This window comes from Streptomyces sp. NPDC057682, assembly GCF_042799575.1.
GTDB lineage: Bacteria > Actinomycetota > Actinomycetes > Streptomycetales > Streptomycetaceae > Streptomyces.
Genome location: NZ_JBHVIN010000023.1, coordinates 93164 through 118141, shown reverse-complemented (window position 1 = coordinate 118141; position 24978 = coordinate 93164). Strand labels below are relative to the sequence as shown.

Annotated in this window: 20 protein-coding genes; 13 read left to right on the top strand and 7 right to left on the bottom strand. The window is 69.0% G+C overall.

The window, feature by feature from the left end; genetic code table 11:
- The first annotated feature begins 172 nt into the window (after positions 1 to 172).
- Positions 173 to 6067, top strand: a complete 5895-nt coding sequence (locus ACFVDM_RS33735) for an RHS repeat-associated core domain-containing protein (RefSeq protein WP_383649515.1) — start codon at positions 173 to 175, stop codon at positions 6065 to 6067.
- Between the two features lie 131 nt (positions 6068 to 6198).
- Positions 6199 to 6627, top strand: a complete 429-nt coding sequence (locus ACFVDM_RS33730; RefSeq protein WP_383649510.1) for a hypothetical protein — start codon at positions 6199 to 6201, stop codon at positions 6625 to 6627.
- A 132-nt stretch (positions 6628 to 6759) separates the two neighbouring features.
- Here the strand turns inward: ACFVDM_RS33730 and ACFVDM_RS33725 are convergent, their stop codons facing one another.
- The 5 genes from ACFVDM_RS33725 to ACFVDM_RS33705 form a co-directional block, all read right to left on the bottom strand.
- Positions 6760 to 8028 (bottom strand): tyrosine-type recombinase/integrase, encoded by a 1269-nt coding sequence (locus ACFVDM_RS33725; protein ID WP_383649507.1) that lies wholly within the window; start codon positions 8026 to 8028, stop codon positions 6760 to 6762.
- Positions 8028 to 8210: a helix-turn-helix domain-containing protein gene (locus ACFVDM_RS33720; protein WP_383649503.1), complete on the bottom strand. Its 183-nt coding sequence runs from the start codon at positions 8208 to 8210 to the stop codon at positions 8028 to 8030. Before ACFVDM_RS33720 ends, ACFVDM_RS33725 begins: the two co-directional genes overlap by 1 nt.
- Positions 8203 to 9549, bottom strand: a complete 1347-nt coding sequence (locus tag ACFVDM_RS33715; RefSeq protein ID WP_383649499.1) for a replication initiator — start codon at positions 9547 to 9549, stop codon at positions 8203 to 8205. Before ACFVDM_RS33715 ends, ACFVDM_RS33720 begins: the two co-directional genes overlap by 8 nt.
- A 170-nt stretch (positions 9550 to 9719) precedes the next feature.
- Positions 9720 to 11048: an FtsK/SpoIIIE domain-containing protein gene (locus ACFVDM_RS33710; RefSeq protein ID WP_383649497.1), complete on the bottom strand. Its 1329-nt coding sequence runs from the start codon at positions 11046 to 11048 to the stop codon at positions 9720 to 9722.
- The gene (locus tag ACFVDM_RS33705) at positions 11048 to 11374 is read right to left on the bottom strand and encodes a hypothetical protein (RefSeq protein WP_383649702.1); all 327 of its coding nucleotides are present in this window, start codon (positions 11372 to 11374) and stop codon (positions 11048 to 11050) included. Before ACFVDM_RS33705 ends, ACFVDM_RS33710 begins: the two co-directional genes overlap by 1 nt.
- A gap of 235 nt (positions 11375 to 11609) precedes the next feature.
- On the opposite strand from ACFVDM_RS33705, the gene ACFVDM_RS33700 reads away from it, so the two are divergent.
- Complete coding sequence (locus ACFVDM_RS33700) at positions 11610 to 12482, top strand: GntR family transcriptional regulator (protein ID WP_383649494.1); 873 nt, start codon at positions 11610 to 11612, stop codon at positions 12480 to 12482.
- 70 nt (positions 12483 to 12552) lie between these two features.
- Here the strand turns inward: ACFVDM_RS33700 and ACFVDM_RS33695 are convergent, their stop codons facing one another.
- Positions 12553 to 13275 (bottom strand): GntR family transcriptional regulator, encoded by a 723-nt coding sequence (locus tag ACFVDM_RS33695; protein WP_383649489.1) that lies wholly within the window; start codon positions 13273 to 13275, stop codon positions 12553 to 12555.
- Positions 13276 to 13430: 155 nt separating this feature from the next.
- Between ACFVDM_RS33695 and ACFVDM_RS33690 the strand changes: the two genes are divergently transcribed.
- From ACFVDM_RS33690 to ACFVDM_RS33650, 9 genes are all read left to right on the top strand, one after another.
- The gene (locus ACFVDM_RS33690; RefSeq protein WP_383649484.1) at positions 13431 to 13628 is read left to right on the top strand and encodes a hypothetical protein; all 198 of its coding nucleotides are present in this window, start codon (positions 13431 to 13433) and stop codon (positions 13626 to 13628) included.
- The gene (locus tag ACFVDM_RS33685) at positions 13625 to 13855 is read left to right on the top strand and encodes a hypothetical protein (protein ID WP_383649479.1); all 231 of its coding nucleotides are present in this window, start codon (positions 13625 to 13627) and stop codon (positions 13853 to 13855) included. Before ACFVDM_RS33690 ends, ACFVDM_RS33685 begins: the two co-directional genes overlap by 4 nt.
- Before the next feature lie 1063 nt (positions 13856 to 14918).
- Complete coding sequence (locus ACFVDM_RS33680) at positions 14919 to 15251, top strand: hypothetical protein (RefSeq protein WP_383649476.1); 333 nt, start codon at positions 14919 to 14921, stop codon at positions 15249 to 15251.
- Between the two features lie 652 nt (positions 15252 to 15903).
- Entirely contained in the window at positions 15904 to 16767 is an 864-nt protein-coding gene (locus ACFVDM_RS33675; protein WP_383649699.1) for a Dyp-type peroxidase, read from the top strand.
- A 70-nt stretch (positions 16768 to 16837) separates the two neighbouring features.
- On the top strand, positions 16838 to 17332 hold the full coding sequence (locus ACFVDM_RS33670) for a GNAT family N-acetyltransferase (RefSeq protein ID WP_383649473.1): 495 nt from the start codon (positions 16838 to 16840) through the stop codon (positions 17330 to 17332).
- A gap of 147 nt (positions 17333 to 17479) precedes the next feature.
- Positions 17480 to 20134: a Tox-REase-5 domain-containing protein gene (locus ACFVDM_RS33665; RefSeq protein ID WP_383649469.1), complete on the top strand. Its 2655-nt coding sequence runs from the start codon at positions 17480 to 17482 to the stop codon at positions 20132 to 20134.
- Between the two features lie 104 nt (positions 20135 to 20238).
- The gene (locus ACFVDM_RS33660) at positions 20239 to 20958 is read left to right on the top strand and encodes a hypothetical protein (protein ID WP_383649466.1); all 720 of its coding nucleotides are present in this window, start codon (positions 20239 to 20241) and stop codon (positions 20956 to 20958) included.
- A gap of 134 nt (positions 20959 to 21092) precedes the next feature.
- Positions 21093 to 21815 carry a DsbA family oxidoreductase gene (locus ACFVDM_RS33655; RefSeq protein ID WP_383649464.1) on the top strand — a complete coding sequence of 241 codons (723 nt, stop codon included), beginning with the start codon at positions 21093 to 21095 and terminating at the stop codon, positions 21813 to 21815.
- 198 nt (positions 21816 to 22013) lie between these two features.
- Entirely contained in the window at positions 22014 to 23078 is a 1065-nt protein-coding gene (locus ACFVDM_RS33650) for an aminotransferase class V-fold PLP-dependent enzyme (RefSeq protein WP_383649461.1), read from the top strand.
- 19 nt (positions 23079 to 23097) lie between these two features.
- Here ACFVDM_RS33650 and ACFVDM_RS33645 read toward each other — a convergent pair whose 3' ends face one another.
- Entirely contained in the window at positions 23098 to 23583 is a 486-nt protein-coding gene (locus ACFVDM_RS33645) for a MarR family winged helix-turn-helix transcriptional regulator (RefSeq protein ID WP_383649456.1), read from the bottom strand.
- Between the two features lie 245 nt (positions 23584 to 23828).
- Between ACFVDM_RS33645 and ACFVDM_RS33640 the strand changes: the two genes are divergently transcribed.
- Positions 23829 to 24923, top strand: coding sequence for an alkene reductase (locus ACFVDM_RS33640; RefSeq protein ID WP_383649453.1), 1095 nt, complete (start codon positions 23829 to 23831; stop codon positions 24921 to 24923).
- Positions 24924 to 24978: the final 55 nt, after the last annotated feature.

Sequence of the window (24978 nt, the reverse complement as noted above, 5' to 3'; positions counted from 1 at the left end):
CGACACCCTGGCCGCCGACTTACCGGTGCCGCTGCCCCGGGTGGGGGCGACGGCGCGTGTTGGGTTTGACGGTGCGGGCAAACCGCCCCGGGGGTCGGCCCCGGCCGCGGCGGGCAACGACCTGTCGGTGGGCATGACGGGGAACACCTTCACGAAGACCCTTTACGTATCCGTGTTCGCACCATCCGGCAAGACCCTGGTCGACCGACAGTTCGTCTCCGCAGGCACGGATGCCGCTGTCGGCTTGGCCGATCTCCCCGAAACGGGGACCTATCAGGTCGCATTCGAACCCTTTCAGGCCGGGACAGGGTCTTTGAATGCGACTCTGTCCACGGACGTACACGTCACGGCTGCGCTGGACGGTGCCTCCGCGACCGCGCACTTGCTTCGTCCGGGGCAGCGCGTCCAAGCAGAATTCACCGCACCGGACTCCGCCGTGCTCGGCTTCGCGATCACGGGGAACAGTGTCGCCAAGAGCACAGGTGTCTACGTAGTCAGCCCGTCAGGTACGCAGACCCAGCTGGGATCCATCCTGGGCAAGGCCTCCGGTACCAAGTACATGACGGGTCTGACTCCCGGAGCGGTTTACACGTTGGTACTCCAGCCCTCCCAGGCAGCAACCGGAGACCTGACGCTCTGGCTGTCCACGCCACTTCTCGTCGGCGAGCCGACCGCCGCCGGCCCGACCGAAGGTACGACGGCACGTCCGGGGCAACCCTTTGAGTTCGTCTACACCGCAGCCACCGGAGACGGTGCAGCGATGCGCCTTACCGGCGGGACGTCCACCAGCGCCACCATTGCCCTGATCACACCGAACGGCGTCGCTGACGACAACGCCTCGACGTACACCGCCGGAAGCGGCGAAGTGGACCTGCGCGGTGCCCTCGCCCTAGGCACCCACCGGGTACTGGTGAACCCCGACCAAGCCATCACCGCTCCTGTCACCATCAGCGGCACACTCGTCCCCGACCTGATAGCGGGGGCGTTGACGGTCGGCGGTGCCAAAGTCTCCGCAGCCATCACAGAGGTCGGCCAGAACGGCCGGTTCACGTTCACCGGCGCCAAGGACCAACTGCTCACCCTCGCCCTGGACGCACCCCCCTTCGCCTGGTACCTGTCGGTCCGTGGGCCCGACGGCAAGCTCCTGGTGGACGAGCGCTATCTGGGCGCCACCACCCTCACTACCGCTCTCCCGAAGCTTCCCGCCAGCGGCGTCTACACCGTGACCGCCGATCCGTACGGACTGGCGACCGGCACGATCAGTCTGGGGATCAAGACCACAGGAACGCTGGCCCCCACTTCATCGACGCCCACCTCCACCGCCAAGGCCGCACCCTCGACAGCGCAGCCGTCCGTGCTCCCCGAAGGCCCCGACGCCTGGAAGCCCGGGAAAGCCCAACTGGCAGGCCGTGACTGGCTCACCACGCGCGGAGCCGCCCCGAAGGCTCCTCAGCGGTTGAGGGCACCGCCCGGCCGAACGGCACTCACCGGACGCGTTCTCAAGCTCGACGGCACGCCTCTGCCCCGGGTCTCGGTCAGTGCCGGCGGCAGTTCGACGCGCACGGACGGCAAGGGCCGGTTCCTGCTCGCCGGAATCAGCGACAGCACCACGACGCTGGTGGTCGACGGTTCGAGCGCGAACACGGCCCAGCGCCAGTACGGCCGTTTCGACATTCACGTCCAGCCCGAGCCGGGCAGGAGCATCGATCTCGGCTTCCCGGTGTGGATGACCCCGCTGGACACCAAGCACACGGTCACGTTCGACGCCCCGGCCAAGACCGAGGTCGTCCTGAAGACCCCCGAAATCCCCGGTCTTGAGGTGAGGATTCCCAAGGGCTCGGTCGTCCGTGACGACAAGGGCAAGCCCGTCACCGAACTCGGCATCACCGCGATCCCGATCGACCGGCCGCCCTTCCCGCTGCCCAAGAACAGCGTCGTCCCCGTGTACTTCACCGTGCAGCCCGGCGGCACCTACGTGTTCCCCAAGGGCGCGCAGGTCATCTATCCGAACTACACGCACGAGGCCCCCGGAACCAGGGTCGAGTTCATGGACTACGACCCGGAGAAGAAGGGCTGGCACGTCTACGGCAAGGGCCGGGTTTCCAAGGACGGGCGCCAGGTCGTGCCGGACGCCAAGACCCGGATCTGGTCCTTCCACGGTGCCATGTTCAACATCGCCGACCTCGTCCCGTGGGACGTCTCGTGGCTCAAGGACGCCATCGACTGGCTGTCGGGCGACCCGGTCCAGCTCGGCACCGGCATGCTTACCGATTCCCGCACCGATCTGGCCGTCTCCGACCCGCTGGGCTCTGCGGAGATCACCCGTACCTACTGGCAGGGGGACACCCGCAAGCGGGCCTTCGGAATCGGCCGAGACCTCACGTACAACGCCTTCCTGCACTCTGAGGAGCAGTACAAGGAGGTCGATCTCTACCTGCCGGGCGGCGCGAAGATCCACTTCACGCGCACCTCGGCCGGAACGGGGTGGAACGACGCGGTTTTCGAACCCCTCGACACTCCCACGGGATTCCAGGGCTCGAAGATCACCAACATCGACTCCACCTGGCAGCTCAGGTTCCGTGACGGCACCGTCTGGGTCTTCCCCCAATACGCAGCGCTGAAGGAGATCCGCGACCGCCACGGCAACACCACCACGCTCACCCGACGCGACGGCAAGAAGGGAGAGATCACCCGCATCGACACACCCGGCGGGCGCTGGATCTCCCTGGCCTACGACGCCGAGCACCGGATCACGAAGGCGACCGACAACATCGGCCGCTCCACGTCGTACACGTACGACACGGCTGGACGCCTGGAGACGGTCACGGACCCGGCCGGCAAAGCCAGTTCGTACACGTACGACGGGACCTCGAACCGCATCGCGACCGCCAAGGACGCGCGTGGCATCACGTACATGACCAACGCGTTCCAGGCGGACGGGCGCGTCAAGAAGCAGGTTCTCACCGAGGGCGCGGAGTACTCCTTCGCCTACACCGAGACCGGCACCGGCCAGGTCACCTCCGCCGAGGTGACCGAGCCGGGCGGAGCGGTGCGGCGTGTCGAGTTCGACACCGATGGGTACGGGGTCCGGGACACCGCCGCCTACGGTTCGCCCCTGGCACGGACGACGCAGATCGTGCGCGGCCCGAAACACCGCATCGACGCGGTCGTCGACCCGTACGGCCGGCGCACGGAGCTGACGTACGACGCCAACGGGTACGTGACCCGGTCGGTCGAACTCGCGGGCACGGCGGACGCCAGGCCCTCGGGCACCGCGGTCTACGACGGCCCGTACGACCAGCCCACCAAGACGACCGATGTGTTCGGCAACGACACCGTCTTCGGCTACGACGGCGAAGGCAACCTGCACACGGTCACCGACTCCGAAGGCCGCACCACCACGCTCACCTACGCATCCGACGGCCAGGTCAAGACTGCGACCGACAACGCCGGAGCGGTGAGCGAATACACGTACCGCAACGGTGACCTGGTCTCGGTCAAGGACGCGGAAGGCCGGGTGTCGTCCCAGTTCACGGACGCCGCCGGCCGGGCCTCCGTACTCACCGACACGGCGGGCTCGCGCACGACCGTCGCCTACGACAAGCTCAACCAGCCCCGCACCGTGACCGACGCACTCGGCCAGACCACCGGCTTCGACTACGACGAGAACGGCAACCTCACCAGCCTCACCGACGCCAGGAACAACACGGTCGGCTGGGCTTACGACAACGCCGACCGACCGAAGTCGGCCACCGACGCCCTGGGCGCACAGGCCACGTTCGAGTACGACGCGGCCGGCTTCCTGAAGAAGGCCACGAGCCGGGGCGGCAAGGTGGCCACCGCCACGTACGACCTCCTCGGCAGGTCCAAGACCACCGCGTACGGCGTCGACATCGCCGGCCAGGCCGAATCCACCGTCACCTACGCCTACGACGCGCACGACCTGCCGCAGCAGATCACCGACTCCCAGGCCGGCAACCAGACCTTCACCTACGACACCTACGACCGGCCCAAGACCGTCACCGGCCCCAACGGCACCGTCGCCTACACCTACGACGCGGCCGACCGTCGCGAGACGATGACCGCGGCCGGGCAGACCACCACGTACGGCTTCGACAAGACCAGCATCCTCACCTCCGTCACCACGGGAACCCAGACGGTCGGGTTCGGACTGGATGCGGTGGGCCGGGAGAAGACCGCCACCCTGCCCGGCGGCATCACCCGCACCACCGGCTACGACAAGACCGGCACCATCAAGTCGATTACCTACGCCAAGGGCGCCACCGCCATCGGCGACCTCATCTACACCCGCGACGACCGCACCCTGCAGACCGGACTGACCGGCTCCCTTGCCAACGTCGCACTTCCGGCCGCCGAAACGGGCACAGCCTTCGGCAAGGACAACCGCATCACCACCTTCGCCGGCCGCTCCTTCACGTACGACGCCGACGGACAGCTCACCACTGACGGCGTCCGCGATTACACCTGGAACGCCCGGGGCCAGCTCTCCGGCCTCACCAAGGCCGGCCAGAACAGCACCTTCGGCTACGACGCCCTGGGCACCCGCTCCACAAAGACCATCGGCGGAACCACCGACAAGTTCCTCACCGACGGCAGCAACCCGCTCGTCGAGCAGAACGCCTCCGGCGACACCGCGGCGACCGTGGCCACCTCCGGGCTGGACCAGTACCTCACCCGCACCGAGAACGGTGCCACCCAGATCTACCTCACCGACGCCCTCGGCTCGGTCATCGGCCTCGCCAACACCGACGGCACCGTCGCCACCACCTACACGTACGACCCCAACGGCACGACCACCGCCACCGGTGCGGACTCCACGAACCCCTACACCTTCACCGGTCGCGAGAGCGACGACACCGGTCTCCTCTACTACCGCAACCGCTACTACGACCCCGAAACCGGCCGTTTCATCTCCCAGGACCCCATCGGCCAGGCCGGCGGCACCAACCTCTACCAGTACGCCCTCTCCTCACCCACCACCTACACCGACCCCACCGGCAACAACCCCCTCATCGCCGCCTGCGCCATCAACGGCGCCATCGACGGCGGCCTGACCTGGGCCTTCCAGCGCTTGTCCGGCCGCAAGGTCAACTGGGGCGACGTCGCCAACGCCGCGCTGATGGGCTGCATGCTCGGCCAGATGGGCGAGTACCTGAGCATGGTGGTGGCGGCCAGGGGTGCAGGGCGGGCGGCGGGCTGTAACAGCTTCACCGAGGACACCCCAGTCCTTATGGCGGACGGCACCCACAAGCCGATCAAGGACATCAAGATTGGCGATAGGGTCCAGGCCGCCGACCCAGACACTGATGTAGTCGGCGCTCGTATCGTGACTGCCCTCATCAAGGGCCAAGGGGTGAAACAACTCGTCGATCTTGTCATCGACACCGATGGCTCCAAGGGCGCGAAGACCGGCAGTGTCACTGCTACTGATGGCCATCCCTTCTGGGTGCCTGACCTTCGTCAGTGGGTGGATGCCGGGGACCTTCAGGCCGGGCAATGGCTTCAGACCAGCGCCGGCACGTGGGTGCAGATCACCGTCACTCAACACAGGACCGAGTCGATAGCGGTCTACAACCTCACCGTTGACGACCTCCACACGTACTATGTGCTGGCGGGGGCCACGCCGGTCCTGGTTCACAATTGCGGTGGTCGCGTCGTCGACATGCACGGAAGCGACATCGCAAATCCAGATGCGCTGGCTTCGCGTCTCCTTGAGCACACGAATACAGCATTGTCCGAATGGAAGGCCGGCACTATCGGGTATTCGGCAAAGGATCTTGCGAGAATCGCGCGGAGGCCCAGTCGAGCCAATACGATCAAGGGGAATATCCTTGATGCTCGCGTGAAGTCGCTAGCCGATGGCGATCCGGCGCTTCGCGAACTCTTCTCTACCCCCAGCGGCATGCCCGGCCCGGATTGGATCAATACGGGCGCAAGCGTTCCAGGGGTTGGCTGGTACGATCTCACGACCCAGCGCATGTGGGGTCAGCATGTGTTCGATTACGGCCCGAGATATGGGCCAGGCGTCGGAATCCTTTGGCAGTGACGTGCAAGGTCCTTGCCGGATCGTAATGATCCTGCGATAGGGCGACGACGGCTAGGCCACTCCGCAACCGGGTGGCCTAGCCGTTTCTGGTGGATCCAATCTTCCAACTGGAGCGATGAGGTGCAAAGTCCGTGAGTAGCATCGTTAAGTTCTTCGTGGCGGCGAGGGAAGGCGCTGTTGACGCCCTTACTCTCGGCCCTGATCCTTCATTCCGTACTCTCTCCTTCGGGAATTTTGACGCAGAAGAGGCTCTTCTGGATTGGGAGGCGCATCTCGCAGGGGTTTCATTCGAGTCCCTGGTGGACCGAGACTTTCCCGAAGTGATCGCTGAAGACGATGCGGGGGCATCGGTATTCTTGCTCTCTGATGGCCTCTTGGATTCCCTCGCTGCCGCTTCGGATTCCGAAGTAAACGAGTTGGCTCTTTGGTGGGTGGCTGAGAAATCAGCTGACGGAATCGAGATCGAGTTGCCTGTCGCCTCGCTCATCTTGAAGAGTCTCGTTGATTTGATTCGCGAGGAACGGGAGCCGGGCCAGCGTGTGTATTGCTGGGCCGGCTGAAATTAGTCGAAGTCTCTAAAAGATGATTCTGGCGCGACCGGCTTGCTGAGCGGGTAAGTAATTCAGGAGCCCCACCGAGGCATGTCCTCGGTGGGGCTCCTGGGCTGTTTGACGGCAACGGTGACGGCAACGTCAGCGGACGACGACTACGGCAGGCGGGTCGTCGGGGTCATCGTCGGTGGGGCTGAGGGCGTTGCCGAGGGTGTCGATGGCCTGGCGTTGGAGGCGGAGCCTTACGTGGGCGTAGACGCCGGCTGTGACGCCGATGTGGGCGTGGCCCAACAGCTCCTTGATGACGACGAGGTCGACGCCCTGCTCCAGCAGCAGGGTGGCGGTCGAGTGCCGTAGGTCGTGGAAGCGGATGCGCCGGAGTCCGGCCCGGTTGAGGAAGCTGCGGAAGCGGCGGGTGAGGTTGGCAGGGTCGAGAGGCCGGCCAGTCGGCGTGGTGAATACGAGCCCGCTGTCGCTCCAGTCCGATCCTGCTGTCTCTCGCTCCTTGTCCTGGCGTTCCTGGTGCTTCTTGAGGGAGTGGATGCATTCGGTCGGGAGCGCGATACGGCGCTCGGAGGCCCGGGTCTTGGTGGGCAGGTGGGTGAGGCCGCTGGTGCGGGTGCGCTGGAGCGAGCGCCGGATGCTGGCCGTTCCGGTGGTGAGGTCGAGGTCTTCCCAGTGGAGGCCGAGCAGTTCGCCCTTGCGGAGCCCGGTGCGGAGGGCGAGTTCATACAGGGCGTGCAGCCGGTCGGCGCGGGCCGCGTCGAGGAACTGGCGGGCCTCGGTGGCGGTGAGCGGACGGAAGCGTCTGGGCTGGTGCGTGGTGGTCTTGACGTTCCGGGCGACATTTCGGGGCAGTTCGTCTTCGCGGACGGCGTGTTCCAGGGCGGACTTGAGGACCGAGTGCACGTAGGTCACTGTCAAGGGGGACAGCCGCTTCTGGCAGCACTCGCCGACCGCGCAGCACCTCTTCCGCTCGGCGTCGAGACCCTGGGCGCAGCACTGGCAGATGGTGCGGAGGCGGTCGAGGAAGGTGCGGACGTCCTTGGCGGTGAGGCGGGCGACCTTCTTGGTGCCGAGGCCGGGGATGAGGTGGAGGCGGACGCAGGCGGCGTATCGGGTGTGGGTGTTCTCCCGGAGCCGGTGGACGGCGACGCTGCCGAGCCAGTAGATGAGGTAGTCGCCAACGGTGCTGCCGGCGGTGGCGACAGGCAGTCCGCGGTTGCTGTCGGCGATCTTCTCGGCGAGCTTGTCGGCCGCGTTCTTGCGGGTGGTGCCGTAGACGCGGACGCGTTTGCGGGTGCCGTTGGCGGCGAGGACGTAGCCGGCGGCTTCCCAGCGGCCGTCCTTGCGCTGGTAGATGGTGCCTTCGCCGTTGGCGCGGGCCTTCTTGCGCTTGGGCGCGGTCATCAGGCGGCCTCCTCCAGGTGGCGCTGAACGTAGTCAGCGAGGGCGTGGGCGGGGATGCGGCGGGCGCGGCCGATGGTCAGCGAGGCCAGGCGGCGGGTGCGCATCAGGTCGTAGAGGGCGGAGCGGCCGATCTTGAGGCGAGCCATCGCCTCGGGGACGGTGAGGAGTTCGTCGTCACGCACCGGCTGTCACCGCCCTTGCTCGTGTCGAGCCCCCACCGATGAGTGCGGCGAGACGTTCGAGGTCGGGGGTGAGGCCGGTGCCGTCGTAGGCCCAGTGGGCGAGGACGAGGGTGGTCGGGGAGGCCGGAGGGGTGTGGCGGCGATGCCAGGCGGCTCGGGTGGCCCGGAGAGCGCCGAGGGTGGTGGAGTAGGCGCGGGTCTTGGTGGAGAAGTGGCCGCGGAAGCCGAGCATGTGGGCCCACTTGCGCAGGTTCAGGTGCTTGAGGTCGTCGCGGACGCCGAGGACCCAAGCAGTGCGAATCATGCGGGCGGCGTGCTCGGGCACGGACTCAAACCAGAGGTCGGTGATCCTCTTCAGCCGGTGGTCGAGGGTGCCGGTGGCGGCTTCGGTGCCCTTGGTGGCGTACTTGGCGACGTATCCGGCGACCTTGCCCTCGGTGATCGTGGTCCCGCCCTGGAAGGCCGCGGATCGGATGATCCTTGTGTCGACCTGCTCGCCGAAGGCGAAGGAGTGGGTGCGATTTTTGAGCGTGGGCCCGTCGATGTGGGCGCGGGTGGCCGAGATCCGGATCGCGTCGGCCAGGAGTTCGGGGGTGGCCCAGGCGGGTGGCGGGGTGTAGGGGCCTGCGGGGCCGTCGAGGCGGATTACGGCGTGGAAGTGGATCAGTCCGCGCTGCTGGTACTCGGCGACCTTGGCGTACGAGACCCGCACGACCTTATGCAGCAGACGCTGCGGGATACCGGCTGTGGCGGCGATGGTGCGGCGCAGGTGGAGCATGAAGCGAGCCCACAGGGCCGGGGCGTGGGCGTTCCACAGCACTGCGCCGGTGTAGTCGTACCGCTCGGTGTCGAGCGGTGTGCCGAGGAGCGGGTCGCCTTTGGTGTGGGTGCGTCCGCAGCGGCAGCGGGCGGAGCTGCCGGTACGGCGGCCGTGGACCGGGCCGTACGACGGGGCGGTGAGCGTGGCGAACACCCTGGGGTGGGCGCCAACTTGGTCGGGGATGTTCTTGCCGCCGCGCAGGCCAGCGGCGATGAGGTGGTAGGTGTCCTGGCGATAGAGCTCGGCGCAGGACGGGCAACGGGTGGCGCGGCGGTTGCCGCAGCGGACCAGCAGGTGCCCGGCGGGCAGCTCCTTGGACTTCAGTTCGCGCAGGATCTCGCCGGTGAAGCCGTCGATCTCGGTGCGCTGGCCTTCGAGCCCGATTGGCTGGGCGCAGCCGCCGAGCGTGGACAGCTGTCGTATGAGGCCGAGCAGGTCGCGGTACCCGGTGAACGTGGGCAGCGCGGCTGTGGTCGGTTCGGGGCGGGGGATTGTGGCGGTGGGGTCGTGCGGTGGCATGCTGGCGGGACCTCTCTGCACTGCGACACACGCGTGTATCGCGGATGGATGGGGAGGGAGGCCCCGGCAAGGGCGAGGGTTTGGCGACTACACGCCCTTGCCGGGGATCACTGCGTTACGGACTCGGCCGGGAGTGGGGCTGGCCCGCTCGGGCGGCCGGCAGACGTTGGTCACGCGGCCTTGTCCAGGTCGACGCGGTCGGGCAGGTCGCGGACCTTCAGCCCCTCGGCGCACATGAGGTCGTTGATCTGCCAGCAGGCTTCGGTGGGCAGGTAGACCGAGCGCAGCCGGACCGGGGTGCGCATGTCACCGACGGAGGCGATGGAGACGCCTTGCGGCATGGTGCGGTCGGCGGCGGTGATGTCCAGGTCCCGGCCGTCGGGGAAGAGGTGCAGGAAGTCCTCGATCGTGTCGACGCGGTGGCAGATTCGGGCGGACAGGTTGGTGCGGACGGCGGTGGTGAGTACGTCGGCGGAGGGCTTTTGGGTGAGCAGCCACAGCCGTACGCCGAACTTGGCGCCCTGGCTGGCGATGGCCAGTAGCTCGGCCTCGAAGCGTTCACGCGCCTTGCGGTCCGGGTGCCGGGTGTAGTTCGCCACCTCGTCTATCACCACGAGCAGCAGCGGCAGCTCGGGGCTGAACTCGGTGATGCGGTCGGTGCGGCCGGACCAGAACAGCCGCTCGCGACGTTGCATCTCCTCCCGCACCCAGGCCAGGATCTCGGTCGGCTCGTCGGGGTGGATGGCGTCGGAGACCTTGTAGGCGGTACGCCACCAGGGCGCGACCGCACCGAGGTTGGGGTCGATCACGATCAGACGCACATCCCGCATCAGCGAGGCGTAGGCGAGCAGGGTGTTGACGGTGATCGACTTGCCGGAGCGGGTGAGGCCGGCGATGAGGGCGTGCGCGGAGTACGCGAGGTTGAGCACGATCGGTGTGCCGTCCTCGTCCCAGCCGAGCAGCACGTCATCGGTGGAGACGAACTGACCCGGTCGGCAGACGGGGGAGCCGTCCGGGCCGAGGAGCGGTGAGCGGATCACCGCCTCCAGGGGCTCGCGCCGGAAGCCGCGCGCGACGATCACTCCGGGCTTGGGCTGGCTCATCCGGATGCGACGCATTCCCCAGGCGTCGCACAGGCCCTCGCCCGCGTCCTGCCAGGCGCTCAGCCCCACCTGCGGCAGCGCGGCAGCAGTGACGGCGACCCCGAAGGCGTCGGCGCGGGTGTGCATGCGCGGCACCAGCATGCGCGGCTTGGCAGGTGGCTCCTGCGGGCCGTACTGCTGGACCACGGTCGCGGTGGCGTCTTTGACCGCGAGGTCGAGCATCGGCGCGAGCCGTTTCCAGCCCCACCGCATCCGCCGCGCCTGCCGCAGGCTGACCCGGGTCTCTGCATCGGCCCGGTACCAGCGGGCGAAGCAGTACCAGGCCCAGCCCAGAAGCCCCAGCGCGACCAGCACGGCGAGGACGAGGAGCGCGAGCCCAAGGCGGTTGTCGGGCATCAGGCGCCTGCCTTGACGGTGATGGCGTCGGCGCGCACGGAGACACCGTGACGGTCCTTGCCGTTGATCTCGTTCTCCCAGGCCGACGCGACAAGCCCGGTGAAAACGACCGGCAGGCCGACCTTCAGACCCTTGCCGAGACCCGGCTCGGGGACCTTCACGGCGATCACTTCGGCGCGGCCGTTGAACGCGAACATCACGTCCACCAGGTGCACGTGGGCGCCGGTGCCCCGGTCGATCGCGGGCTGCTGGCCCTCGCGGTCCTTGAACTGAGGCCGGGGCTCGGAGGCCAGGATCAGCAGGGCCTGGGACTGGTCGATGGGCATGGTCTTCACGGCAAACCTCCAGGGAGAGGGATGTGATTCACCCGTGTGGGTGATCACTTGCCGCACAACATAACATCAATCCTTAGTCCATCCATAGTCATTTCCTAATGAGTCCATCCGTTGCTGCGGTGGTCCATCCATCGGGCCGCTACGCTGACCCCGTGGGCTGAGCTGGCGAAATACGGCGGCAGCGAGCAGCCCTGCGAGATGAAGCGAACCGGGACCAGGGATGGACATGCCTGCTGACGAAGCGCGTTTGACGTTCGAGCGCATCGCGGACGACCTGCGGCAGGAGATCCGGGACGGCAAGCTGCGACCGGGGCAGTTGCTCCCGACGCAGACCCAGCTCATGCAGACGTACAAGGCGTCGAGCCTGACCGTGCAGAAGGCCATCCGGCTCCTGCGCAACGAGGGCTGGGTCATCGCCCGCCAAGGGCGCGGCACGTTCGTCACGCGCTCGGCCGACTTCGAGGACGCCTTCGAGAAGGTCGCCAGTGACCTCCAGCAGCAGATCTACTCCGGCACCCTGGCACCCGGCGCCAGGCTTCCCGCCCGCGAGGTCTTGGCCGAGCACTACGCGGTGCCGCTCAACGTGGTCACCAACGCCATCGCCCTGCTGGCCGGCAACTTCCTGCTGCGATTCCCCGGCGAGCTGCCCGGTGACGAGGTCTACGTACGCGACTGGGAGGACCACGGCTTCGCCACCCAGCTCATCCACGGCCGCCTGGTCCGCAAGATCAGGGACGGCTCACTGTCCAGGGGTGCCACGCTGACCGTGGACGAAGTGGTCGACGCAATCGGAGGCGACGCCGAAGCCGCCGACCAGGCCCTGACCTTCCTCGCCTTGGAGGGCCGGGTCAGGAAGATCCACGAGACCAGGGGATCGAGTCGGGAAGTCGCGTACGTCGTCCTGGGCGGCGAGTTCGGCACCGAAGTGCCGGTCACCGTGCAACCGGTGGACGAGCCGGCCGAAGCATCCGACATCCCGGTGAAGGAGTTCCCGACTGCCGGGGTTGCAGATCTGGCCTACAAGCTGGAACGAGCCCTGGAGCGGATCGAGGAGTTGGAGGAGCGTGTCGAACGTCTCGAAGGTCGCGGCGGCGACTGAGGCGGGCATGTGAACGACAGTGTCCCCGAAGGCCGCAGGTTGGCTTTCGGGGACGCTTCGCGTTGACCGGTCAGGGCTGGTATTCGTAGCCGATGGTGAACCGGGGCGGTAGACACCATTCCCCGTACTCGATGATTCCTTCCGCGTCCGACCAGCGGTGAGCGCCGGCCAGGATCGGGGAGCCGACCGGCAGGCCGAGGGCGCTGGCCTCGCGGGCGTCGGCGGGGCGGGCGTGCATGTCGTCACGGGCGTGGGTGATCGTGCGCCCGGTGGCCTCCAAGACCCGGGCGGACAGTCCGTGGTTACGGCCCGGGGCAGTGTTCAGTAGGTCGGGCACCAGGGCGGCGAACGGGGCCGGGTACCAGGTCACCGCGAAGACGGTCCGGGTCTTGCCGCGGCCGGCCAGCCACTCGCGCCGCACCACCTGGTCCCCGGGCTCCAGGTCGAAGATCTCCGCCACGTACAGCGGTGGGGTGATCAGTTCGGCGGCTGTCACCCGACTCGTCTCGCCCTCCGCGAGGAACGACTTCACCCGCTGGACCCGGGCCAGCCGGTCCCGCGCCGACAGCGTCCAGCGCGGATCGTCGGCGACGTAGGTACCCCTGGGGGTGGTGCGGATGAAGTTCTCCACCTGAAGGGCCTGCAAGGCCCGGGAGACGGTGGCGGCCGCGGCCTGCCACTGTCCGGCGATCTCCCGGTTCGTCGGCAGCTTGGCGCCGGGCTCAAGCTCTCCCGACAGAATGCGCTCCCGGAAGTGATCCGCGATCTTCGTGAACGTCTTGGGACTGGGCATAAGGCTTGCCCCTCCGTTGAGTTGACGTGATGTCAGTGAGAGCACACTAGTGCACTACGAACCGTAGCGGGAGTGCTTCGGCCACTCGAATACTGAACTAGAGCACCGACCTGTCAAGAGGTCGGCCATGTGACGTTCGAGAGGTGGCGATGTGCATGACGGAGCCGACCAGGTACTCCACCCAGCCGGTCGAACTCCCCTTGCGCCTGGAACCGGAGCCGACTCCCGTTGAAGGCTGCGCGGGCTGCGCCGAACTGGCCAACGTACGCGACCGGGCCCGCGCAGTCGGCGACATGACCACCGTGACCGACTGCAACGTCTACCTGCGCCGCCACCCCGAGGGTCACCAGTGAGCCCCCGCGCCGTCTACCGGCACATCACCCACACCATCCGCCACGCGCCCGAAGGCGGCATCACCTACGAGACGTTCTGCGTCACCGTCGGCTGCGACGCCGAATCCGGTCCTCGCGACGAACAGGAAGCCGTGCAGGACTGGGCGCTTCGCCATACCGGACGCACGGGCCACGACCTGTTCAGACGCGTCTTCACCGACCACGCCAAGGTCACGCGCGCAGAGTAGAGCCCCACCGGCAACCAGCACAGGCCTCACACCCCGCAGGCCATTGCACCAGGCCAGCAGCCCAGCCGAACGCTCAACCGACAGCCAGGGCGTACTGCCGATGCGGGATGCGTCCAAACTTTCTCTACGTCTTCAAGGCGACCCGCTGACGCGGGTCGCGCGCGGCGCGGTCGCCCACCCGGCCCGCTCTCGGCTCCGCCACCGCGGGCCGGCCAGCGACCAGGCCGCGCAGAGACAGCACAGCGGACAACCGGAAGCGCAGGGGGAGCCGGACGCGCCCGCACAGCGAACGCCAGGCCGACGGCGAGGCGACGGCGGGGAGTTGGTCGGGGCGTAGGCCCGGGGGTGGGGCCGGTCGGTTCCGTGGGCTTTACCCACCTCCCCGGGCCGGGGCCCGCGTCGGGCAAGGCCAGGGGGCCACTCGTTCAAATTCCGGGCAGGATCACAACCTGCCCGAGTTGCCGGGCCAGCGTACGGCCCCCTGACCATGCCCGACCCCAACCCGGGCAGGACACCGGCCAAAGCCCACTCCACCGCCCTCACGCGCGTAGCCGTCTGACGGCAACGCCGACGGCAACAGGGGCGCACAGCACGGCACTTCCATGCACACCCACGGACAGGCCGGAATTCGCTGACCAGCGAAAATGCAGGTGACGCCCGTCCGGCGCGCACACGTACTATGTGGTGGCGGGCGAGACTTCGGTACTCGTTCATAACAGTGGTCCCTGTAATCTGCCGCGCCCGTACATAAACCCGAAGGGGAATTGGACCAACGACAGCTACACGGTCCGAAAGAAGGCTATGGAACCGCACATGAATGGGAAGACCGGGGCGGGTAAGAGTCAATTTCTGTTCAATGTTGAAGCGGAGAAAGTTACACTTGACGCTGCCGCGTATGCAGACGCTCATGGTCTTTGGCGGGGAAATAAGGCTCGCATCTATATCGAGAACGGCCCCATTGGTGTCGTGGGCAGGAGTGGTGAGCTGACCAACTGGATCAGGGTCACACGGGAGGGAAGAATGGTTCATGCCTGGCCGGTCGGCCCGCCGCGGGTGTAGGCAGGTGCAACAAATCGAAGGGTGGCTGAAGCGGGGCAACCTGAAAGGCTTCCTGCTTATGATCTCGGAATTGATCGAGTATGGTTTCGATGACTCGGATTGGGGTGCTTTTCAAGTCGGCCTGGAATCGGCAGTTCAAGTTGAGGATTGGTTTTATTATCCTCTAGATGGGCGAGTCTCAATTTGCGTTGAGATTTCGTGCTTGGATGAAGAGGGGGACATTGACGTCAAAGTCTTCTTTCCTGCGGAAGAGCCTTGTCTTCGGCAGCAGATTCGAGCGGTGTGGATGGTTTTCAATCGCTTGGATGTATCTCCTGATGTTCAATTGATCGACTGAGGGGGATTCTCGGCATGGTTGTGTTCGACTTTCTGTGTGGCGTTGCGGAGGAGGGAGTGTGCTGCCGCTTTCTCTATGTCTCTCGAATATTCATAGTGTTCGCCTGGGTTAAGATGTTTAGCGCTTGGAGCCCGGCTAATAGTTGATATGGTGTCCCTTGCCGTTTTGGTGTAGATGGTTGAAGTGGCAGTTGCGTGAGAGTGTGGCTGAGGAATTCATTGACGGCCACGAAGGGGGTGCCCTTTTCGGAGAGTAGGGTACTCGTTCCGAAGCGGTGGCCTCCAGTTGAGTGCTCAGTAATTAGTTTCCGTTGATATAAAGTGGCACCCCTGGCGTGTTCAATCCATATTGATCGCCAGTCTATTGGGGACTAGGAACCCCGATGAATTATTAGGAAAGACTAGCTGGGGAGCTGGTATTCGGGTCGGGAATGTGCGGGGAGAGTTGTGTGAAGCGCAGGGCAGCAGTGAGTGCCGCCGCAGGTGTTGTTCTGGCCGGTGGTGGGGTGTTGGCCGGGCGGCAGGTGCTTGCGGCTGGTGCGGAGGAGGAGGCTGGGCTTCCGGCGCATCTGGGGGGAGCGGCGGTCGGGGCGTACGCGGTTCTCCTGGGGCTTGATGCCGATCGGTGGGGTGCGCGGGATTCGGGCAAGGCCATGCGGCGGGTTGTGCAACTCGTCGAGGCCGTGCGGTCCGATCGGGTGGGGGCTTGGGTCGGGCTGGGGGAGTCGCTTGTTCGGCGGAGTGGGAAAGCGGTGCGGCAGCTGACCGTCATGCCTGCGTTTGCCGGTGATGTTCTTGACCCGGCCTACGTGCACGGGGATCTGCTTCTGCAGTGTGTGGGGACGGATGCCGGGCAGGTTCGGGCGGCTGTTGAGCGGGTTCTGGGTGGGCTCGACGGGTGGCGGGTGCGGTGGCGGATCGAGGGGGTTCGGGAGGAGAACCGGGTCGAGGAGGGGCGGGCGTTGGCGCGGAATCCGTTTCACTTCACCGAGGGGTTCGGGAATCCCGGGGACGCGAGGGGCGTGGTCGGCCGGGCTCTGGTCCGGGAGGGGCAAGGGGAGCCCGGGTGGGCTGTGGGTGGTAGTTACCAGGTGGTGCGGATCGTGCGGCTTGCTACCGAGTTGTGGGACAAGGACAGCGTCGGGGAGCAGGAGCGCATCATCGGGCGGCGCAGGGACGGGCGTTGGCTCGACGGTGCGCCGAAGGGGGAGGAGCCCGGCTTTGCCGCCGATCCCAAGGGCAAGGTCACGCCGCTGGACTCGCATGTGCGGCTTGCGGCGCCGGATCGGCGTAACCCGCCGGAGATGGTGCGCCGTGGGTACAACTACGACCGTGGCGACGGGGACAAGGGGCTGATCTTCACCTGCTTCCAGCGGGACCTGGTGCGGGGGTTCGAGGCGGTGCAGAAGCGCCTGGAGGGGGAGGCGATGGCGACGTACGTGCTGACCTTCGGCGGTGGGTACTTCTTCGTGCCGCCGGCCGGGGATGCGTGGGTGGGGGAGCTGTTCGCCGGGTGAGGTGGGCTGGTATGGGCCCCGGGCGGGCCGGGTCGGCAACCGCCCGGTCGTGTCGCGCGTCTTCAGCCGCATGATCAGAAACGCGACGCTCGACGATCTCGACGCCATCGTCCGGCTGCACACGAAGGCGCGGGCCACCTACTACGAGGGGCATCTGCCGGAGGACGAGTACGCCGGGGTGGCGGAGGTCGGGCGGAGCCGGGAGGGGTGGGCCGGGGCCATCGAGCGGGCGGGGGCCACGGTGTTGGTCGTGGAGGAGGAGGGCGGGGAGCTCACGGGGGTGGGGGCGTACTCCGTGCGGGACGGGGTGATGCATCTGACGCAGCTTCATGTGGCGCCGGAGCGGTGGCGGGAGGGGATCGGGTCGGCGCTGCACGAGGTGTGCGTGGCGGCCTGGCGGCGGGAGGGGGTGGCGGAGGTGCGGCTTGAGGTGTTCGTGCACAATCTGCGGGCCCAGGCGTTCTACGCGGCGCGCGGCTGGGTGGAGGATCCGGGGCTCCCGCGCGCGGGGGATCATCTGACACTCTGTCTCGCGGTACCCGGGGCTTCCGGTTCGGTGGACTGACCCTCCGCCGGACGGGCGGTTGGGCCTCGGAAAGGGCCCGTTGTGGGGTGAGTTGGGTCCTGGGACCCATGACTCCGGAACCCCGGGCTGCGTAAGCTGGGACGTCGTGATTTCTGCCTGCGGGCAGTGCTGGTGGGGGAGCTGGTCATGTCTGCGACTGGTGGAATAGCCGCGTACGGAGGGTTCGGACCGACCCCCGGCGCGGGACGCCGGGAGTTGCCGCGCTCGATGGGCGCGGTCCGGATGCTGGTGCACGTCCTGTTCGGGGCGACGCTGCTCGGTGCCGCCGGGCTGTTCGGCTCGGCGCTCGCGGCCGACGCGCTCGACGGTGTCGTCGTCGGGCTGCTGGTGTACGGCGCCCTGCCCGGAGTCGCCGGCTGGCTGCTTTCGCGGCGGGTGTGGACCGGCGGCCGGGGCGTGTGGGCCGGGCTCCTCGCCGTACAGGTCTGGCTGATCATCGGCGGCATATCCAACGCCGCCGACGGGTCCATGCGCGGGCTCACGCAGATCTTCCTGCCGGTACTGATCCTGATCTTCCTCACCCGGCCCCAGAGCCGCGAGTGGTTCCGGCTGTCGGCCGACCAGCGTGAGGACAAGCCGGAGTTCTCCCTCCCGCACATGATCACCTGGCGTCGCGACCGGGGGCAGTCCGCCCTGGAGTACGTCGGGCTCGTCATGCTCGTCGCCGCCATCGTCGTCGCGCTGCTGCTCAGCGGCGTGGGCGGCCCGATGGCCGACCGCTTCCAGGAAGCCGTCTGCTCCGTCACCGGTACGTCCTGCCCGGCCAAGGGCGACGGCAGCGAGACCGTCAACGCGGGAGACAGCGCGGGCGGCGCCGACTCGGCCGGACCCGGTGACGGCGCCACCGTCGTCGGTGGCGCGGACGGCGGCGGTGCCGATGGAGGCGACGGCAACGGCGCCAACGGCTCCAACGGCGCCAATGGCAACGGTGGCGCGGCTTCCGGCACCGCGGGCACCGGCGCCGCCAACGGCGGCACGGGCGCGAACGGCGGTTCCGGCGGCGCGGGCGGCTCCACGAGCGGCGCGGGCGGTGCGAGCGGCGGTGCCGGAGGAACCGACACGGGCGGCGGCGCCGGCGGCACCAGCGGCGGCCCTGCCGGTACGGACTCCACGGGCGGAGCCGACGGGGGCGCGAACGGCGCCAACGGCGGAGCCAGTGCCGGTGCCAACGGTGGCGCCGACACCGCCGGCGGCGCGAACGGCGGTACGGACACAGCCGGTACGGACACGGCCGGTACGGACTCCGTCGGTACCGGTGGTCCGGACGGGCCCGGCACCGACACCTATCCCGAGGACTCGGAGGAGCCCGAGGCCGCCTACGACGACATCAACGTCTCCGGCGAGGACGACTCCGGCGACGACGGCGGCTCCGACGACGGCGACAAGGAGGACTGCAGCGGCTGGGGCTTCTTCGGCTGCGCCTGGGACCGTACCGCGCAGGTCGGCAAGGGCCTCTTCGTCGACGGCGTCTGGGGCGACGTCACCGGGGTCATCGACCTGTTCAAGCCGTCCACCTGGTCGGGCATCGCCGACTACGGCAAGCAGCTCGGCAGCGACTGGATGGACGACTCCAAGGGCGCCGTCGACAAGTGGAAGGACGGCAACTACCTCGGGGCGCTCGGTGACTGGGGCAAGGCGTCGTTCAACACCGTCGTGAAGGTCGGCGACGACATGTTCGTCGGCGACGACGTGCGCGAGCGGTGGAACAACGGCGAGAAGACCCGCGCCGTGACGGACGTCGTCTGGAACGTCGGCTCGCTCTTCATCCCCGGCTACGACGTCGCCAAGGTCATCGGCAAGACCAGCAGGCTCGGCAAGATCGGGAAGATCGCCTCCGAGGTCGCGGAGGCCGCCGACGACGCGGGCAAGGCGTCGAAGCGGGCCCGCAAGGCCGCCGAGGCCGGTGACGTCGACGGGGCGCGGAAGGCCGCCAAGGAGGCCGACGACGCCGCCGACGAGGCCGAGGACGCGGCCCGCAAGACCGGCTGCTCCATCGCCTCCGGACCCCTCGGGCCACGGACCCGTTACGGCGGGACGGGGGTCGCCGGATCCGGTACGGGGGTGCTCGCCGCCGGTCCGCCGGACCATGTGATCCTCGCCGACGACGGCTGCGACGAGGCCGCCAAGGCCAAGGCCGAGGAGGCCCGCAAGGCGGAGCGCGACGCCTGGACGGCGAAGAAGCGCGCCGAGGAGAAGGACCGCGCGGAGAAGGCCCTCAACAACAAGAAGCCGTGGCCCGAGGCCAAGCGCAACGACAGCTCCGACCCGCGCAACTACAACGACCCGAAGTGGGCCGAGAACCTCAACGACCCGGAGCTCGGCTCGGCCGACGCCGGTGACGGCTACTGGGGCAGCCGCGACCGCAACCCCAAGCCCAACTGGAAGAACGAGTCCTGGCTGCGCTACCAGGAGCAGATCACCAACACCAAGCGCGGCAAGGAGTACATCGTCGCCAACCCCAAGGAGGGGAAGCCCCCGGTCGAGTACGACGGGTGGGACTCCAGCAGGCAGACCTTCCTGGAGGCCAAGAACGGGTACAAGAGCTACCTGACCAAGGGCGACAAGTCGACGCTCACCAAGTCCGGCAAGGAGAAGTTCGTCAAGGAGGCCACGGAGCAGGTCGCCGCGTCCGGCGGACGCGCGGTCGAATGGCACTTCTCCGACCCCGACGTGGCCAAGGCGGCCCGCAAGGCCTTCCGTGAGGAAGGGCTGCCGATCAAGGTCGTCTACACCAAGCAGAACCCGGAGAAGAGCACCCGCAAGGCCGGCGCCTTCGACTGACGGCACCAGGTCACCCGGCGCGCGTCCACTAGCCTGGACGCGCGCCGGTCCGTACGCGCTGCGGCGGCGGAACGCACAACGCTCACGAACGGTGGAGGCAGGACATGCGACGTGTGGTGCGGGGCTTCTGGGGACCTCGGAAGGAGTCGCCCGCGGCGCTCGCGGGCCGCTGGGCGGCCACGCTCGACGCGCTCACCGGACTGCTCCCGGCGGCCGGTTCCGCCCCGGCCGGTCAGCCGTGGACCTGGACCCTCCAGCGCGCGTCCGGTGCCCCCGCACCGCTCCCCGCCGAGGAGGCCGCCCTGACCGCCGCGCTCCAGGCCGACCACGACTCCCCGGACACCTCCGACGGGGCCGGGCTGAACCTGTCGAGCAGCGGGGAGCCCGGCTGGGAGGTCACCGTCCGGGGACGCGGCGGCGGCGAGTCGGAGTACGTCACCCAGTCCCTCCTGATCACCGTCGTCTCCCCGGACACCGCCGAGGTCCCCGAGGCCGCGCTCCTCGCCCTGCTCGCCGACGTCTGGCAGCCGGACATCGGCGACGTCACCGACGACGACGTCCTCGACGCCCTGGAGGACGAGGCCGGCTACGACTACACGCTCTCCCAGCTCTGCGTCGGCCGGCTCGGCTACCTCTCCCCGGGCCGCGCCGCCCTCGCCCCCGAGGGCGTCGGCACCGTCCGCAAGGAACTGAACGGTCCCGGCGTGCTCCTCGACATCGCCCCGCCCGGTGACACGGACACCGTCGTCGCCGCGTACGAGCGGCTGCGCGACGCCGGGGCGCTGGAGCCGCTGCCCCGGCCGATGAACCGTACGTACCTGTAGGGCCGGCCCGATCCAACCCGTCCGACCCGGCCCGGGCCGGGAATGACCGGTCGCCGCCGCGCGTTCCCCGGGGAGCGGAGGGATCCTCCGCGCTGCCCGAGCAGCCGCACGAGAGCCTGGAGAGAAGAAGAGTCATGCGCGTCGAGATCTGGAGCGACATCGCCTGCCCCTGGTGCTACATCGGGAAGGCCCGGTTCGAGAAGGGCCTGGCGGGCTTCGCCCACCGCGACGAGGTCGAGGTGGTCCACCGCTCCTTCGAGCTCGACCCCGGGCGTGCCAAGGGCGACACCGGGCAGGTCATCGAGATGCTGGCGACGAAGTACGGGCGCACCGTCGAGGAGGCCCGCTCGATGGAGGCGAACGTCGCGGCCAACGCGCAGGCCGAGGGGCTCGGCTACCTCACCGAGGGGCGCGACCACGGCAGCACCTTCGACATCCACCGGCTGCTCCACCTGGCCAAGGCCCGGGGCCGCCAGGACGAGCTGCTGAACCTCGCCTACCGGGCCAACTTCGCCGAGGAGCGGTCCGTCTACGACGACGAGGTCCTCGTCGACCTCGCCGTCGAGGCCGGTCTCGACGGGGCCGAGGCGCGCGCGGTGCTCGCCGATCCGCAGGCGTACGCCGCCGAGGTGCGGGCCGATGAGCAGGAGGCCGCCGAGCTGGGCGCCAACGCGGTGCCGTTCTTCGTCCTCGACCGCCGCTACGGCATCTCCGGCGGCCAGCCCGCCGAGGTCTTCGCCCAGGCGCTGGAGCAGGCGTGGAAGGACCGCCCGCTGACCGCCATCGGCGGGGACGCGGCGGCCTGCGACGCGGACGGCGCCTGCGAGGTGCCCTCGTCCGGCAGCGCCACCGCCTGACGCGCGCGGAGGGGTCCCGGGCACCGGGGACCCCGTGCGCGAGGAACAGCGCCCGGCGCCGCACCCTCACACCCGCGCGGAACGAGGACCCGGCGCCGGGCCTTCGTGTGCGGCTGAACGCCCCGGCGCCGGCCCCGGTCGGCCCCCGGCGCCGACCGCCTCGTTGACTGCGGGTCGGGCGGCCCTCACGCTGGGCCCATGATGATCTCTTCGCTCAGCCGTGCGGTCGCCGCCGAGTTCGCGCCGGAGACCGCCTACCTCAACACCTCCTCCTGCGGGCTGCTGCCCCGCCGTACCGTCGACGCCGTGAAGGCGCTCGCCGAGGAGAACGCCTCCGGCCGCAGGGCCGGGGCGGGCGACTTCGAGGCGGTGGACCGGGCCAGGGAGGGGTTCGCGCGGATCGCCGGGGTCGACGCGGGCCGGGTGGCGGTCGGCAGTTCGGTCGCCGTCCATGTCGGGCTGATCGCCTGCTCGCTGCCGGCCGGAGCCGAAGTCCTCGTACCGGAAGGGGAGTTCTCCTCGGTCACCAGCCCGTTCGCGGTCCGCGGCGACCTCGCCCTGCGGACCGTTCCGCTGGAGGAGCTGGCCGGGGCGGTGCGGCCGGAGACCGCGCTGGTCGCCTTCTCCTCGGTGCAGTCCGCCGACGGACGGCTCGCCGATCTCGACGCCGTCCGGGCGGCCGCGGCCGCCCACGGGGCCCGTACGCTGCTGGACGCCACCCAGTCCGCCGGCTGGCTCCCGCTCGACGCGGGGGCGTACGACTACACCGTCACCGCCGGGTTCAAGTTCCTGCTCTGCCCGCGCGGCACGTCCTTCCTGACCGTCACCCGCGAGGCCCAGGAGTCCCTGCCGCCGGTCTTCGCGGGCTGGGTCGCCGGCGCCGACGCGTGGAACAGCCTGTACGCACCGGTCGCCACGCTCGCCCCGGACGCGCGCCGCTACGACGAGCCGCCCGCCTTCCTGCCGTACCACGGCGCGGCGCAGTCGCTGGACCTGGTGAACGAGATCGGTCCCGAGGCGCTTCACGCGCACGCCACCACGCTGGCGGCCCGGTTCCGCAACGGGCTGGAGGGGCTGGGGCACAAGCCGGTGCCGGGGGAGACCGCCGTCGTCGCGGTGCCCGGACTCGGCGACCGGGCGGCGGAGCTCGAACGCGCCGGGGTGATGGTCTCCGACCGGGCGGGCCATCTGCGCGCGGCCTTCCACCTCTACAACACCGTGGCCGACGTGGACCTGGCGCTGGGGGTGCTGGCCGGCCGCTGACCCGCTCCGCGACCGGCGGTCAGGGCGTCTCGGTGCAGTCCGCCGTCTCGCGGCAGAGGTTCTCCTCGACCTTGGCGAGCAGCCGCGCCAGCTCCGTGCGCTCGTCGGCGTCCAGGCCCGCCAGGGTGTGCTCCTCCAGATTCGTCCAGGCCCGCTCGACGTCGGAGAGGAGTGCGCAACTGCTGTCCGTGGCCTCGACCAGGACGGCCCTGCGGTCGGCCGGGTCGGGGCTGCGGCGGACGTGCCCGGCCTGTTCGAGGCGCTGGAGCATCTTGGTGACCGTGGAGGGGTCCAGGTCGACCGCCTTGATCACCTCGGACTGCCGGACCGCGCCGGTGTCCCAGAGGCACATCATCAGGTACTCCTGGCCGGGGTAGAGGCCCGTGGCCTTGAGCAGCTTGCCCGCCGCGATCCGGTGCAGCCGCGCGACCCGTGACACCGCATGGCTGACCGGGCCGCCCCGGGCGGCGCCGGGCAGGTGGCTACAGGCGGGATCGGAGGTCATCGCGGGCTCCTCGGGCGGCGGTGCGGGCGGGCTGCGGGCCGGGCCCCGGACGGCCGGCGCTCCCGGGCCCCGGGCGGTCCGCCAACTTTACCTTGGCCGGCCAATTAATAGGCTACAGTGGCACGCGTCGCAGATCGTTGGCCGACCACATACTTTTTGTTGGCCGACCACATATCGGTTGCTCCACCATGTCCGTCCTGTCGTGTCTGTTTCTCGTCGTGTCCGTTTCCTCCTGGGGGCTTCTCATGACCACCGCGTTCGACGCGCTCGACCTGTCCGGCACCCCGCTGGCCAACCGCATCGCCCTCGCGCCGATGACCCGCAACCGGGCGGGGGAGGGCGGGATACCCACGGCCCTGATGGCGGAGTACTACGCCCAGCGCGCCTCGGCCGGGCTCCTCATCACCGAGGGCGTCCAGCCCTCCGCGGTCGGCCAGGGCTATCCGTCCACCCCGGGACTGCACAGCGCCGGGCAGATCGCCGGCTGGCGCACCGTCACCGACGCCGTGCACGCGAAGGGCGGCCGGATCTTCGCCCAGATCATGCACGCCGGCCGCATCGGCCACCCGGACCTGCTGCCCGACGGCCTCGTCCCGGTCGGCCCCTCCGCCGTCGCCGCCACCGGACAGGTCTTCACCCCGGAGGGCCCCAAGGACTTCGTGACGCCGCACGCCCTGACCGACGCGGAGGTCCGCGCCACCGTCGCCGACTTCGCCTCCGCCGCCCGGGGCGCGATCGACGCCGGGTTCGACGGGGTGGAACTGCACGGCGCCAACGGCTATCTCATCCACCAGTTCCTGGCGCCGGGCTCCAACCGGCGCACCGACGACTGGGGCGGATCGACGGAGGCCCGGATCCGCTTCGCCCTGGAGGCCGTGCGGGCCGTCGCCGACGAGATCGGCGCCCACCGCACCGCGATCCGCCTCTCGCCCGGCAACCCGTACAACGACATCGACGAGCCCGCCCCCGAGGCCGCGTACGAGGCCCTGGTGCGGGCGCTCGAACCGCTCGGGCTCGCCTATCTGCACCTCGTCGAGACGAAGCCCGGCGACCGGGTGCTCACCGAGACGCTGCGCAAGGAGTTCGGCGGGACGCTCGTCCTCAACCCGGCGAGCGACGGCCCGACCGGCCCCGGGGAACTCGCCCTGGTCGAGGAGGGGGTGGCCGATCTCGTCTCCTACGGCGCGCTGTTCCTGGCCAACCCCGATCTGCCGGAGCGGCTGCGGGCCGGCGGCCCCTTCAACACCCCGGACCGCGCCACCATGTACGGGGGCGACCACCGCGGATACACCGACTACCCGGTGCTGGGGAGTGTCCGGCAGACCCCGGCGGCGTCCTGACCGGACGGCTGGCGCTTCCGGCGGCTCGGTGCGCGGCGGGCCCGGCCCGGGGGTG

What these genes read in the sequence shown, in the direction of transcription:
- ACFVDM_RS33725 (WP_383649507.1), bottom strand. Translation starts at nt 8,028, where the DNA reads ATGACCGCGCCCAAGCGCAAGAAGGCCCGCGCCAACGGCGAAGGCACC.
- ACFVDM_RS33715 (WP_383649499.1), bottom strand. Translation starts at nt 9,549, where the DNA reads ATGCCACCGCACGACCCCACCGCCACAATCCCCCGCCCCGAACCGACC.
- ACFVDM_RS33710 (WP_383649497.1), bottom strand. Translation starts at nt 11,048, where the DNA reads ATGCCCGACAACCGCCTTGGGCTCGCGCTCCTCGTCCTCGCCGTGCTG.
- ACFVDM_RS33705 (WP_383649702.1), bottom strand. Translation starts at nt 11,374, where the DNA reads ATGCCCATCGACCAGTCCCAGGCCCTGCTGATCCTGGCCTCCGAGCCC.
- ACFVDM_RS33700 (WP_383649494.1), top strand. Translation starts at nt 11,610, where the DNA reads ATGCCTGCTGACGAAGCGCGTTTGACGTTCGAGCGCATCGCGGACGAC.
- ACFVDM_RS33695 (WP_383649489.1), bottom strand. Translation starts at nt 13,275, where the DNA reads ATGCCCAGTCCCAAGACGTTCACGAAGATCGCGGATCACTTCCGGGAG.
- ACFVDM_RS33690 (WP_383649484.1), top strand. Translation starts at nt 13,431, where the DNA reads ATGACGGAGCCGACCAGGTACTCCACCCAGCCGGTCGAACTCCCCTTG.
- ACFVDM_RS33675 (WP_383649699.1), top strand. Translation starts at nt 15,904, where the DNA reads ATGCGGCGGGTTGTGCAACTCGTCGAGGCCGTGCGGTCCGATCGGGTG.
- ACFVDM_RS33670 (WP_383649473.1), top strand. Translation starts at nt 16,838, where the DNA reads ATGATCAGAAACGCGACGCTCGACGATCTCGACGCCATCGTCCGGCTG.
- ACFVDM_RS33665 (WP_383649469.1), top strand. Translation starts at nt 17,480, where the DNA reads ATGTCTGCGACTGGTGGAATAGCCGCGTACGGAGGGTTCGGACCGACC.
- ACFVDM_RS33660 (WP_383649466.1), top strand. Translation starts at nt 20,239, where the DNA reads ATGCGACGTGTGGTGCGGGGCTTCTGGGGACCTCGGAAGGAGTCGCCC.
- ACFVDM_RS33655 (WP_383649464.1), top strand. Translation starts at nt 21,093, where the DNA reads ATGCGCGTCGAGATCTGGAGCGACATCGCCTGCCCCTGGTGCTACATC.
- ACFVDM_RS33650 (WP_383649461.1), top strand. Translation starts at nt 22,014, where the DNA reads ATGATGATCTCTTCGCTCAGCCGTGCGGTCGCCGCCGAGTTCGCGCCG.
- ACFVDM_RS33645 (WP_383649456.1), bottom strand. Translation starts at nt 23,583, where the DNA reads ATGACCTCCGATCCCGCCTGTAGCCACCTGCCCGGCGCCGCCCGGGGC.
- ACFVDM_RS33640 (WP_383649453.1), top strand. Translation starts at nt 23,829, where the DNA reads ATGACCACCGCGTTCGACGCGCTCGACCTGTCCGGCACCCCGCTGGCC.